Annotated in this window: 10 protein-coding genes and 4 pseudogenes; 10 read left to right on the plus strand and 4 right to left on the minus strand. The window is 63.0% G+C overall.

Features of this window, described 5'->3' with window-relative positions; translation table 11 throughout:
• The first annotated feature begins 11 nt into the window (after nucleotides 1-11).
• The 5 genes and pseudogenes from QM841_RS27930 to QM841_RS27950 form a co-directional block, all read left to right on the plus strand.
• Nucleotides 12-323, plus strand: coding sequence for a TetR family transcriptional regulator C-terminal domain-containing protein (locus QM841_RS27930; protein WP_133988285.1), 312 nt, complete (start codon nucleotides 12-14; stop codon nucleotides 321-323).
• Nucleotides 324-708: 385 nt separating this feature from the next.
• A complete protein-coding gene (locus QM841_RS27935) occupies nucleotides 709-2,058 on the plus strand; it encodes an MFS transporter (protein ID WP_283334571.1) in 1,350 nt (449 codons plus the stop codon).
• 296 nt (nucleotides 2,059-2,354) lie between these two features.
• Nucleotides 2,355-2,702: a hypothetical protein gene (locus QM841_RS27940; RefSeq protein ID WP_283334572.1), complete on the plus strand. Its 348-nt coding sequence runs from the start codon at nucleotides 2,355-2,357 to the stop codon at nucleotides 2,700-2,702.
• The gene (locus QM841_RS27945; protein WP_283334573.1) at nucleotides 2,683-3,450 is read left to right on the plus strand and encodes an enoyl-CoA hydratase-related protein; all 768 of its coding nucleotides are present in this window, start codon (nucleotides 2,683-2,685) and stop codon (nucleotides 3,448-3,450) included. The genes QM841_RS27940 and QM841_RS27945 overlap by 20 nt, the downstream gene beginning before the upstream one ends.
• Before the next feature lie 51 nt (nucleotides 3,451-3,501).
• A pseudogene (locus QM841_RS27950) lies at nucleotides 3,502-3,808 on the plus strand (thiolase family protein); the annotation flags it as partial.
• 631 nt (nucleotides 3,809-4,439) lie between these two features.
• Here the strand turns inward: QM841_RS27950 and QM841_RS27955 are convergent.
• A pseudogene (locus tag QM841_RS27955) lies at nucleotides 4,440-4,607 on the minus strand (aldehyde dehydrogenase family protein); the annotation flags it as partial.
• A 304-nt stretch (nucleotides 4,608-4,911) separates the two neighbouring features.
• Here QM841_RS27955 and QM841_RS27960 point away from each other — a divergent pair.
• The 5 genes and pseudogenes from QM841_RS27960 to QM841_RS43510 all read left to right on the plus strand — a co-directional run.
• Nucleotides 4,912-6,010 (plus strand): annotated as a pseudogene (locus tag QM841_RS27960) (ISL3 family transposase); the annotation flags it as partial.
• Between the two features lie 175 nt (nucleotides 6,011-6,185).
• Nucleotides 6,186-7,280 carry a tyrosine-type recombinase/integrase gene (locus QM841_RS27965; RefSeq protein ID WP_283334574.1) on the plus strand — a complete coding sequence of 365 codons (1,095 nt, stop codon included), beginning with the start codon at nucleotides 6,186-6,188 and terminating at the stop codon, nucleotides 7,278-7,280.
• Between the two features lie 1,031 nt (nucleotides 7,281-8,311).
• Entirely contained in the window at nucleotides 8,312-9,244 is a 933-nt protein-coding gene (locus QM841_RS43505; RefSeq protein ID WP_502943294.1) for a tyrosine-type recombinase/integrase, read from the plus strand.
• Entirely contained in the window at nucleotides 9,244-9,729 is a 486-nt protein-coding gene (locus QM841_RS27975; protein WP_283334575.1) for a DUF6262 family protein, read from the plus strand. Before QM841_RS43505 ends, QM841_RS27975 begins: the two co-directional genes overlap by 1 nt.
• A gap of 178 nt (nucleotides 9,730-9,907) precedes the next feature.
• A pseudogene (locus tag QM841_RS43510) lies at nucleotides 9,908-10,242 on the plus strand (acetate--CoA ligase family protein).
• 46 nt (nucleotides 10,243-10,288) lie between these two features.
• Here QM841_RS43510 and QM841_RS27990 read toward each other — a convergent pair.
• The 3 genes from QM841_RS27990 to QM841_RS27995 form a co-directional block, all read right to left on the minus strand.
• The gene (locus tag QM841_RS27990; protein ID WP_169693669.1) at nucleotides 10,289-10,537 is read right to left on the minus strand and encodes a DUF3263 domain-containing protein; all 249 of its coding nucleotides are present in this window, start codon (nucleotides 10,535-10,537) and stop codon (nucleotides 10,289-10,291) included.
• A 320-nt stretch (nucleotides 10,538-10,857) separates the two neighbouring features.
• Nucleotides 10,858-11,283, minus strand: a complete 426-nt coding sequence (locus tag QM841_RS43515; RefSeq protein ID WP_133988291.1) for a MaoC family dehydratase — start codon at nucleotides 11,281-11,283, stop codon at nucleotides 10,858-10,860.
• The gene (locus tag QM841_RS27995) at nucleotides 11,280-11,732 is read right to left on the minus strand and encodes an FAS1-like dehydratase domain-containing protein (RefSeq protein ID WP_164060209.1); all 453 of its coding nucleotides are present in this window, start codon (nucleotides 11,730-11,732) and stop codon (nucleotides 11,280-11,282) included. Before QM841_RS27995 ends, QM841_RS43515 begins: the two co-directional genes overlap by 4 nt.

Below are 11,732 nucleotides of genomic sequence, written 5' to 3' on the forward strand. Positions count from 1 at the left end.
AATTGAGCTCCATGCATTCGATCCTTCGTGGGCGCAACCCGGACGGCTTGGCGACAGCCGTCGATACGGGGAGAGGCTATGCGACCTTGTCGCCCATCGCCGAACGAGCCAAGAGTCGTGGTGAGAAAGATCCAGCAGACTTCGACATTGCCGAAGGAATTCTCGCACCGATCTACTTCCGGCGGTATGTGACGGCGCGTCCGATCGACGAGGCCTTCATCCAGCGCATCGTGATGGACACCCTGCGCAGGTCGCCATCAAGCGAGCCGGGCGCGCCGTCGGGTCTCACATCAGCCACGAAAGTAGGCATCCCCACACGATGACGTCGCCAGCAGCGAGTTGGGATCCACAACTGCACTGATCGTGCGATCATCCGGAACCAGTGGCCGTCTTCTCGGCGCAGGTGGCGAGCACGTTCACCGACGCAAGCCACATTGTTCTCGTGCGGGTCGTTTGGTCGCGACGCGGAGCGCCCAGCTACAGGTTAGGCAACCGTGACATCGACATCGGCCGGCAAGGCCACCATGTCACCTATTTGCGCAGCCAGCCCATTCGGATCCGGCATAGGCGGGATTCAGAAACGATATTGGCATTCGCGTGACGTACGTCTCAGACTCGGTGTGGCCCGGAGCACCCGGACGCGCCGCTCGGCTGAAGTCAACGCCAGCCTCTGCGGCATGAACCGTCGAACCTTCACCTGGAGGCACCATGAGTTCCGCGAACCGCAAGGAGCGGAAAAACCTCAGGCTTGCATCGCTCGGCGCAACGCTTGAATACTACGACTTCGTCGCCTACGTCTACGTTGCCTCGGCGATTAGTCAGGCGTTCTTCCCGGAAGGCAGTTCAGAAACGCTCCGGTTAGTTCAGACCTTCGGAATCTATTCCATCGGATTCGTGGCACGCCCCGTCGCGGGCATCTTCATGTCTCGTCTCGCCGACCGGATCGGCCGTAAGAAGATCTTCATCTTCACCTTGGGGCTCATGTCCGCTGCCACTTTCGGTATCGGCGTGCTCCCGACTTACGAGACAGTGGGTTGGCTGGCGCCCATGCTCCTTCTGCTGATGCGAGTGCTTCAGGGATGTGCGGTCGGCGGCGAATTGCCTGCTGCGGCGGTATTTGTGTCCGAGTTCGCCGGACCGTCACGCGTTGGCTACGCAGGTGCCTACCTTCAGTCGCTGGCGTACGGCGGATTCTTGATGGGTGCAAGCGCCGCTTACGTGGCGAACTTTCTCGCGGACAACATCTGGACCGGTTCACCTTCCCTCGAGTGGCGTTTGCCATTCATCATCGGTGGGGTTCTCGGGGTCGTGGCTCTGTATTTCCGTCGGGAGCTGGACGAGACCCCGGCGTTCAGGGAACTTGAGGAACAGGTCGGCCCGCAGGGTTCTGAACGCCAGGGGTCGCTGTCCGCAGTCCTCCGTGAACACCGCCCTGCCGTCATGTTCGGATTTCTGCTCATCGGCACGCTGTCGATCATCAACATCGTGTTCTTTCAGTACTGGCCGACGTACCTTCAGGTCAATCTCGGGCATTCGGCCAACATGGCCCTGTCGAGCAGCCTCCTTGCGATCATCGGCGCGATGATCGCAATCCCGCTGTGGGGCAGATTTGCAGATCGCTACGGGTGGCGAGCTCTTTTCGTTTGCGGCGCGGTTGCCTCGATGATCAGCTCGATCGCTGCCTTCTCTGTTCTGCCTTCCATCGCCACGGACTCCCCACTGCTGCTCGTGGTGTCACTGCCGGCGGCGATCGGAGTCGCCTCACTCGCCGGAGCAGTGCCTGGGTTGCTGGCCTCCCTCTTCCCGACCGCGATCCGACAGTCGGGGTACGCCATTCCCTATAACGTTGGAGTGGCCGTCGTCGCCGGCCTGCTGCCGCTCAGCCTGGCCCCTCTCATCGACACTGTCGGAGTCCGCGCACCCCTCCTCCTTGCATTGTTCAGCTGCGCACTCCTCCTCGTTGCCGCGGCCTGGGTGACGCGAATTCCGTTGTATCTCGGACGTTCGACGATCGCAACGGACACCGAAATCGTCGACGATCACGAGGTTCTGAACTAGCGCACATCATAGAGGTCTTGGTCGGCGAAGAGGTACAGCCTTGATCAAGCCCCCGCCTGACGCCCTCCTGACCCTGTGGGCACTCATGAGTAAACCTCGTCGGAGGCTGGTATCCGTGCAACGTCTGATCTGCACCGCATTGGGTGACCCGAGACAGCTCACACTCGTCAACGAACCGTGCACGGCTCCTACTAAGTCACGCCGGATCTGCCCTTCACCCGGGAAGCTGTGTCGCTGGGACCATCACCTCCGTGGGGGCAGGCGTGTCCGACGCGATCCTGGCCTAATCGGCGGGATTGGCGGAGTTGATTGTCCACCTCGACTCAGATCAGGGCGACGCCGACGAGCTGATCCTGTTCGTCGTGGGGCAGACGGCGGTGGGTTTATCGGAGCAGGTGAAGGAAGCGGTGGCCACTGCGCTGAGGACAGAACTCTCTCCTCGTCACGTGCCCGATGGAATCGTGGCAGCACTGGCAGTTCCCAGGACGCTGTCAGGCAAGAAGCTCGAAGTACCCGTGAAAGAGATCCTGCAGGGCGCGAGAGCAAGTGACGTGGCCGATGCGGCCGCTTTGCGCCGACCGGACAGTTTGGCCTTCTTCGAAAGTTTCGGAAGGGAGAAAGACAATGACCGTCATGGTGGATAAGGTCGTGGCCGCCGAGAGCACCGGGCTAGTCTGGCTGCTCACGCTGGACCGACCAGGCAAGCGCAACGCCTTCAACGAGGGGTTGACCGCGGCCCTCGATGAGGCATTGAACGCCTTCGAGGACGACCCGATCGCGCGGGTGGCGGTGTTGACCGGTGGTCCCGCGGTGTTCTGCGCTGGTACCGATGTGCAGCGGTGGGCCGGAGAACCGACCGAGCGTGGTGGTCCGTATGGCATCGCTGGCCGTGATTTGCAGAAGCCGGTGATCGCCGCCGTCGAGGGGGTCGCTGCTGGCGGAGGTTTCGAGATCGCACTCGCCGCGACGTTGATCGTGGCGTCGCACGAGGCCGCGTTCAGCCTGCCCGAGGTCAGTTTGGGCCTCATCGCTGAGTGCGGAGGGCTGTTCCGTGGTCCGCGCGCCTTGCCACTCAACCTCGCTCGGGAGCTGGCACTGACGGGGCGTCCGCTGAGTGCGGCGCGCGCTTTCGAGGTGGGCCTGGTCAATCGACTGGTCGAGCCCGGCGAGACGGTGCAGGAGGCGCTCGACCTCGCGAACGCCGTACTCGCCAATGCGCCGCTGGCCGTAGAGGAGTCGCTCCGAACTCTCAACGACCTCTACCGCCATGAAGACCAGGCGGCGTGGATAAGCACGGAGCGTGCCAAGCAGGCGGTCCGGCAGTCGGCCGATGCCAAGGAGGGCGTCGCTGCGTTTCTTGAGAGGCGCCCACCTCAATGGTCGGGGTCATGACTACGCCGTTCATACTAAAAGGAGGAACCCTGTGAGTGCCGTTCGGAGAGGATTGTGATCCTCGATGGGGCACGGACACCCATCGAGCGGTTCCAGGAAGTCTCGGCGCACGAGCTTGGAGCTGTTGTCCGTGAGGCCCCTCGTCGGGCTGGCGTGGATGGCGGTGACGTCGACGACGTCTCTCTTGCCGCCGGGCTGGACGTCGGAGTACTCGCGTACAACGTGAACCGTCCTTGTGGGAGCGGACTGCAAGCCATCTGGGGCGCCGCAATGCAGCTCAAGCGGGCAAGCGCAGGTGGTGGTCGCTGGTGGCAGTGAATCGATGTCGCGAATGCCCTTCTACGACTACAGCGACCGGCCGAGGTCCTCGAAGACATGGTCCTTGCCGAATGGCGCTGCATTCTCTGAACATCTGCTAGCGCGCTCCAAATACTGGAAAGCCTTCGTCTTACGCAATCAATTCGATCTCGTCGGAGTCGAACCCCAGAAGTCGCAATGGCTGAATGTCCTTGTCTCCGTCTATTTCGGTCGCTGCGCCTTCGCCGAACGACTCCAGTAGAGGTCGGTGACATTTCTCGGGTTGGACGTCCGCGGCGCGAACTTTATTTGGCCGTCGGTGGGGCCTTTGACTGGCTGGCTAATGCGGCATTTGGCGGGATCTCTCTATCCCCAATGAACGGCGACCCGTAGCGCTTGCTGGGGTCGATGCCCACGCTCTCCACCGATTGTGAGTTGTTCCGACAGCGTTCGCGCGAGGGCCACTGTTCTGATGTGGGAGGAACGCACAAGTTGGGTGAGTGCGCCTGCTTCATCTCAATCTTCTGGAGTGGCTGGTGTCGATTAGACCGCCGCGCCGGTCATTCCAGAAGTTTTCTAAAAGGTCGGCGACGGGATCTTGAATCAGTCCGGCGGACTGGACATATTCGTTGATGTGATGCGTTCACTCAACGGGCCTCAGAGCGAGGTGGTGTTCGAACCGCGCAAAGCGGAAAGGTAGCCGATGCAAGTGCGTCCGCCGCTGCCTCCAGGTCGGCGTCAGGCATGACGACCATATGGTTGTTCGCTCCACCCAGTGCCTGCACCTTCCTGTCGGCAGCTGCGGATCGGCGCTAGATCTCACGCGCAACCGGGGTGGACCCCACAAAGGAAATGGCAGCCGTTGTCCTGCAAGATATCGAGCTGCGTTTCGGTCAGCTCGATCACCCGAGATGTTCCCTCAGTTCGACGAGAAGTAAGTTTCGTCGGGGCTTTGTCCTACGGAGTAACCGCGGGGCTCAATAGGCGCATAGATCTCACGTGGCGCTCCTCGGGTTTATGTGGGCGCCATTTCTGCTGCTCAGGGTGGGTTGTGTTGTTGGCCGCACTGTTCGGCGTTTCACCGATGATATGAGGGACGCGCACGCGCAGCACCTCTAGGTTTCGGGGTTACCACACCTACCTCAACCCGGAGGCCCGCTACACGTGCGCGTCAGTACTGCATTTAACCGTCTCCTGAAGATCCCCGGCGCATCGGTGTCCGCGGTGTCGATCACAGACACCGATGTCGAGGTCGAGCTACGCCTGCGTGCCCGCCGACTCGAGTGCCCCTGCGGGCACACGTCGCCGGCAACATATGACCGGTCCACACGCCGGTGGCGGCACCTTGACCTCACACCGCCTGTGGTTGGTCTACGAGATCCGCCGCATCGACTGCCCACACTGCGGGGTGCGCACCGAACACGTGCCGTGGGCGCGGCCCACCGCCCGGCACACCCGAGACTTCGAAGACACCGTCCTCTGGCTCGCCGCCCGCACCGACCGCACCTCGGTCTCCACGCTGATGCGCTGCGCGTGGGAAACGGTCACCGCAATCATCAACCGCACCGTCGACGAATTACTCGACACCCGACGGCTCGACCGGCTCTACCGCATCGGCGTCGACGAAATCTGCTACCGACACCCGCACAAGTACCTGACCGTGATCGGCGACCACGACACCAAGACCGTGGTGCATATCGAACCCGGCCGAAGCACTGAATCACTCGCGGCTTTCTATGAGCAGCAACACGAGTCCGACCTCGACTCGATCGAGGCGGTATCGATGGACGGATCGAAGGCCTATCGCGTCGCCACCGAGGAACACGTGCCGAACGCCCGAATCTGCTTCGACCCATTCCATGTCATGCAGTGGGTGAACCGGGCGTTGGACCGAGTGTTCGCCGACGCCTCCTCGGCCAACCGCCGCAGAATCGAGCTCTCGAGCGGCAGTTGGCGCAAGGTCCGCATCGCGTTGCGAACCGGCGCCGAACGACTCACCGACCAGCGCCGCGCCCTTCTCGACACCCTCACAGATCAGGATCAGCAGGTCGGGCACGCATGGCGACTGAAAGAGCAAATGCGGGACTTGTTCCGCGTCGTCAAACCCTCACGCGCCAAACGGCATCTACGCACATGGATCGACGACGCCGCACACAGCGGAATCCCCGCATTCACAATGCTCGCCCAACAGATCGACAAGCACTACGACGGAATCATCGCCGCAGTAGAACTCGGCATCTCCAACGGACTCATCGAAGGTATCATTATCTGGAGCCATGAATCGGGTGTCTCCGATGTAGCCGACGCGGTGTGGGAACCTCGTCGGCGACACGTTATCTGGAGCGTGTCTTCGACGTCCCACAGTTTCCACAGGAACGGGAGTAGACCTGGAACAGTTCGACTATTCGGTCGAGCCGACCTCGGTGGAGGGCGGAAGGGTGAGGGCCCAGCGGCTGGTGATGCCGGTGTCGGGCGCGGAGTCGTGGACCGTGCTCGACGACGATCTGGACCCGGTGCGCCCGGCGGAACGCTACTTGGCACACCTTTCCGCAATCGAGCGGTCCCCGAACACAATTCGTGCCTATGCTCACAGTCTGGCACTGTGGTTCGACTTCCTCGGGCAGCGGGGGCCCGAATGGTCGGGCGTGGAGGTCGACGACGTGTCGGAGTTCGTCCGTTGGCTGCGTGCTCCCGCCCCCAACGTGATCGTGCTCGACGCCGCGGCGGACCGACGCTGCGCGGCGACGGTCAACCGGCACCTGGCGGCCCTGTTCGGCTTCTACGACTTTCATGCCCGAACCGGTGTGCGCCTGGCCGACAGCCTGGTCGCCTGGCGTCGGGTGCCCCGCGGATCGTTCAAACCGTTCCTGCATCACGTCACCAAGGGTCGGGCGATCCCGACCCGCCCGGTCAAGTTGCGGGTACCGCGGCGGCTGCCGGCCACGCTGACCGTGGAGCAGGTCACTGTCGTCCTGGGCGCCTGCACGCGGCTGCGGGACAGGTTCTTGTTTGCCCTTCTTGCCGAAACGGGCATGCGGATCGGGCAGGCCCTGGGGCTGCGGCACACCGACTTCGTCTCCCGGCGCCGCGAGGTTCGGATCGTGCCGCGAACCGACAATGCCAACGGGGCACGGGCCAAGACCGCGACGATCACCGCGGTGCCGGTGTCGACGGCGTTGGTCCGCCTCTACAGCGACTACATGCACACCGAATACGGGGACCTGGACTGCGACTACGTCTTCGTCAACCTCTGGAGTGGCCCGAAAGGTCACCCTTTGCGCTACGACGCCGTTGCCAAACTGGTGGGCAGGATCCGGGATCGCACCGGTATCGCATTCTCCCCACACATGTTTCGTCACACTCGGGCGACCGAGCTGATCCGTTCCGGCGTCCCGATCGAGGTGGTCTCGAAGATGCTCACGCACCGGTCGGTGACGACGACCAACGACACCTACGTGCACCTGACGGTGGAGGATGTCCGCGCCGAACTGGTCCGTGCCGGGGTGTGGGCCGAGCCGGATGTGTCCCGATGACGAGGGCACTGGCACCGGCCCGCACCGCCGGGCAGTCGCTGCTGGAGACGCTGTCGGCGACCGTTCGCCCCGGCTTCGCCGGCGAGGTGATCCGAATCGACCCGGACGACCCGGTGTTCGCGCGGGGCCGGTGCGGGGTCGACGGTTGCGAGCGGGGCGCATGGAGCCGGCTCGTGTGCTCGGCTCACTACAACCGATGGCGGCGGTTCGGGAAGCCGGACCTGGACGCGTTCGTGGCCACCACCGGACCGATCCGACTCAGGTCCAACTCGCGCCTGGTGGACGTGTTCGACCTGCGGGCCCTGCCGACGCAGCTGCGCCTGGAGATCGCCTACTCCATCCAGTGCCGCCACGATGACCGGGCGGTGCGGCTGCTGCCGACGATGATCAGCGGCCTCATAGATCTGGTGACCGGCTCGGGCGTGGACTCGCTGCTGGATCTGTCCCCGCAGCGATGGACGGACACGGCCCACGAACACGCGGCGGCGGATTGCGGCGGCAGGACGATCGGGCAGCTGCGCTACGCCCTGCGGCATCTGCGCGACCTGGCCGACGGCCCCGAAGCGGAAACCGAATTCGCCGGCGACGTATGGCGGGCCGGCATGCTCGGGATTGCGCAAACCAGGCCGCCACACCAGATCCGCTTCGACGGAATCGACCAGCCGTGGCTGCGCAAGGCGGTCAAGCGCTGTTCCCGCTACCGCCTCGGGGCCGGGAAGTCGTTCGGCACCGTCAGCATCGACGAACGCGCCCTGCGCTGGTTCTCCACGTTCCTGACCGAGCAACACCCCGAAGTCACTGGCGCGAGCGGGATTACCCGGCAGATACTCGAGCATTACCTATCCTGGCTGGCCGCCACATCGCGGTTGTCCGGCAACACCACAAACACCTACCTGGTTGTCCTGCGCGGATTCCTCGACGCCTGCCACCGGCACCGCTGGCTTCCCGGCTTGCCGTCTCACGCGGCCATCTACCTCGACGAGCTTCCTTCCCGCCCCCGCCCGCTGCCGCGGTTCATCCCCGAGTTCGTGATGGCCCAGCTCGAGAACCCCGACAACCTGTCCCGGCTGCCCGACGAGACCACCCGTCACCTGCTGGTGCTGATCATGGAAACCGGCCTGCGCGCCAACGACGCCTGCGCGCTGCCACTGAACCCGCTGATCGCCGACAGCGTCGGCTGGCCATGCCTGAAGTTCTTCAACACCAAGATGGCCCGCGAACAGCTAATCCCACTGTCCCAGAAGGCAGCCGACGCGATCGGTGCTCAACAGACCCAGCTACTTTCCCGCTGGCCGAGCGGTTGCGCCCGACTGTTTCCCTCCCCGCACGCCAACCCCGACGGAGTCCGCTCCTTCAGCTACGCCACCCTCAGCACCCGCCTGGCTCACTGGCAGAAGGTGATCGACCTCCGTGACGAGACCGGGCAGGCCGTCCGCGTCACCGCACACCAATTCAGGCACACCGTCGGGACCAGACTGATCAACGCCGGCGTGCCCCAGCACGTGGTGCAACAGCTTCTCGGCCACGCGTCCCCGCAGATGACCGCCCGATACGCCACTATCCACGACACCACCGTGCGCGCCGCTTTCGACGACTATCAGCGCCGCCGCGTCGACATCGGCGGTCAGCGACTCGACTTCGATCCCGACGCCCCCACCGCGGATGCCGAGTGGGTCAAGCACAACCTCGCCCGGGTCCAAGCGAGCCTGCCCAACGGGTACTGCGGCCGGCCTCCCCAGCAGGACTGCCCGCATCCCAATGCCTGCCTGACCTGCCCGGACTTCCAGACCACACCCAATTTTCTGCCGCTGCACATCCGTCAACGCGACGACACCCTCGAACTCATCGACCTCGCCGAACGCCGAGGAAACGCCCGACTGGCCGCCAACCACCGACAGGTCGCCACGAACCTCCAGCACGTCATCGACGCACTGGAGGCCCTCGAGGAACAGGAGCACCACTGATGGCCGCCGCCGACAACCACGCCCACCTCGCCGCGGCAACCAGGCGACGCTCCGCCAGCGCCCGCGACCGGGCCCGCGAAACGCTGCGGCGACTCGACCGTGAAGGCAGCCCCGTCACCTTCACCTCGGTGGCAGTCGCCGGCGGCGTTTCACGCGCACTGCTCTACCGGGACCCTGACCTGCGCCACGAGGTCGAACGTCTCCGCCATTCCACCCGATCGACGTCACCACGACAGCCCGCAGCTCACCGGGCAACCGAAACCTCCCTCGCCCGACGGGTCGAAAACCTCCTCGACGACGTCAAGGTCCTACGGGCCGAGAACATCAAGCTACGCGACAAACTCGCGCTACTGCTCGGCGAGCAACGCGCCACCGCAACCAGTCCCCGAGACACGCCCGAACCGCTGGCTCGACCATCGTCGACGACATGTCTCCCACACAATCCCGCAGGTCAAACAACGATCACAACCCCACGCTCCAGATAACGGTGAACTCAAAAATCCGACTGATCAACGCTCGCGGCTACGGGCACCACTCCGCCGAATCGCTGACCTCGATGATCTACCTGAACCTCGGAGGAATCGACCCCAAACTACCCACACAAAGGTGAGGAGCGCCTCTCACGTTCGACATCACTGACGTTGTTGCGAAGGAGGTCCACAAGTGCGGCGCAGCTCGGGCGGCATCTTCGTCGAACTGCTCCGTGACGTCTCGACCCAGCTGGCACCGGTCACGGCGGTTACCGCGCGCCGGGCGACCGAGTCGCTTCGCCTTCACAAGATCCTCACCGGTCTCCGCGGCGACCCGGCTACTACATCGACGAACTCATCGACGCTGTGACCCGGTTCTCGGAAATGGTCGGTGACCTCGCGGACGTCCTCGCCGAGGTCGATGTCAATCCGCTCATCGTCGGCCGCGCCGGCGCGATCGCTGCAGACGCGCTCGCCGCGTTGCGCCACACCCGGATCCTGGATAGCGTGTCGGTGCACTGCAGCTGAAGTCCCGCGGACCTTACCGCGAGATTCAGATATGACGTGCTGAGCTTTAGCGACGCTGATGCGCCAAGCGCAGACGGCAGGTCGCACGTATCGCTGCTAGCGTCGCCGGGTCGAGACCGGCAACCAGTGAGCGAGTGTCGAGCAGCGTCGACAACCGGGTGAAGAAGTCCCTATCGGTGAGGCCGAACTCGATCAGGATGTCTCCCGGGTCCCCGCCGCCGTAGGGCTGCCACCGCGACGCAAACTTGAGCATAGCGGCCTGCTCGTTGGACAGTCCTTCAATGTTCACAAACACCAATTATCCTCTGCACCACAGACTTTTGGCAGGACTAACGCTACTCATTGCGAAGATCGTCGCACCTGTTCCCGACTCTATCTACGGTCACTAAGCTGATGACGTAGACCATTGCACCGCAGCGCGTACGGCGCTAGCGCACCCTGGCGATGGAACGGCGAGCATATCCGCATCGGCAGCATTGTTGCGTGCCGTTCTTGGTATCTGCGGCGGGTGACAACGTAGTTGATACTTGACCGTCCGATTCGAAAGTCCATCCCCATTTTGGCGGGCTGCGCTCAAGGCGGCGATCGGTGCAGTTTCAATGGTCGTCGTCTGTGTCACGAGTCTAGGCCCGTCGGTCCCGAACGCCGCTCTAGCGCAGAAGAACTAACCACAACCGTACCTCTGATCGTTACTACATTGTTCATCTCGGTCGTTACGGTGTAGACGATTTTCGCCGATTCTTGTTCCTTGCAGGTGACATGACCTTCGCATATGAGGTGTGAGCCTAACGGTGTGGGAGCGGTGAATCGTGAGCTCAGAGAGTGGATCTGGTCAAGTGGGCACCAAGACGTCACCCACCGGCCGACAAATGCCATAGATAGCATCCCTTGAGCAATCACCTCGCGATGACCCGCAAGCTGCGCTGCCGCATCACTGAGGTGAAGCGGATTGTTGTCCCCGGATGCCTGAGCGTACTCAGACAACATGGATCTGGTGACCGGTCCGAAACGTCCTATTGGGACTAGAAAATGGTCGGTCATCGACTGTCCTGCCTACTCTTAATCAGCCAAGTGCATTCAGACGTGGCGACCATGTCGTCGCCGCGTTGGAAGGTGTTTAGAGTGACGAGGTAGGTCATGGCTCCCTTAGAACCAGCATCAATGATTCGGCGATGAACCTGAATCGCGTCGCCCGCGTAGACGAGCGAGCGAAAGTGAAACGCTTGTTCTCCGTGGAGGACCATCGCGGTGTCGAGACCAAGTTCGCGGATGAAGCGAAGACTGTCTCGATTATCGATCTCCAACGTGATCAGGAACGTAGGCGGAGCGGGGATGTCCTTCATCCCGAGCTCCCGAGCGACCGCGACATCGAAATACATCGGGTCGTTTTCACCGATGACGGAAGCGAACTCACCGACAATCTCTCGTGTCACTTGACGATCGAAGCCTTCGAGCTGCCGGCCAATGAAGTGAGTCAGTTCGGTAGACAT

It is taken from the genome of Rhodococcus sp. IEGM 1307 (genome assembly GCF_030056915.1).
GTDB classification, from domain to species: Bacteria; Actinomycetota; Actinomycetes; order Mycobacteriales; family Mycobacteriaceae; genus Rhodococcus_F; species Rhodococcus_F opacus_D.

What these genes read in the sequence shown, in the direction of transcription:
- QM841_RS27930 (WP_133988285.1), top strand. Translation starts at nt 12, where the DNA reads ATGCATTCGATCCTTCGTGGGCGCAACCCGGACGGCTTGGCGACAGCC.
- QM841_RS27935 (WP_283334571.1), top strand. Translation starts at nt 709, where the DNA reads ATGAGTTCCGCGAACCGCAAGGAGCGGAAAAACCTCAGGCTTGCATCG.
- QM841_RS27945 (WP_283334573.1), top strand. Translation starts at nt 2,683, where the DNA reads ATGACCGTCATGGTGGATAAGGTCGTGGCCGCCGAGAGCACCGGGCTA.
- QM841_RS43505 (WP_502943294.1), top strand. Translation starts at nt 8,312, where the DNA reads ATGGCCCAGCTCGAGAACCCCGACAACCTGTCCCGGCTGCCCGACGAG.
- QM841_RS27975 (WP_283334575.1), top strand. Translation starts at nt 9,244, where the DNA reads ATGGCCGCCGCCGACAACCACGCCCACCTCGCCGCGGCAACCAGGCGA.
- QM841_RS43515 (WP_133988291.1), bottom strand. Translation starts at nt 11,283, where the DNA reads ATGACCGACCATTTTCTAGTCCCAATAGGACGTTTCGGACCGGTCACC.
- QM841_RS27995 (WP_164060209.1), bottom strand. Translation starts at nt 11,732, where the DNA reads ATGTCTACCGAACTGACTCACTTCATTGGCCGGCAGCTCGAAGGCTTC.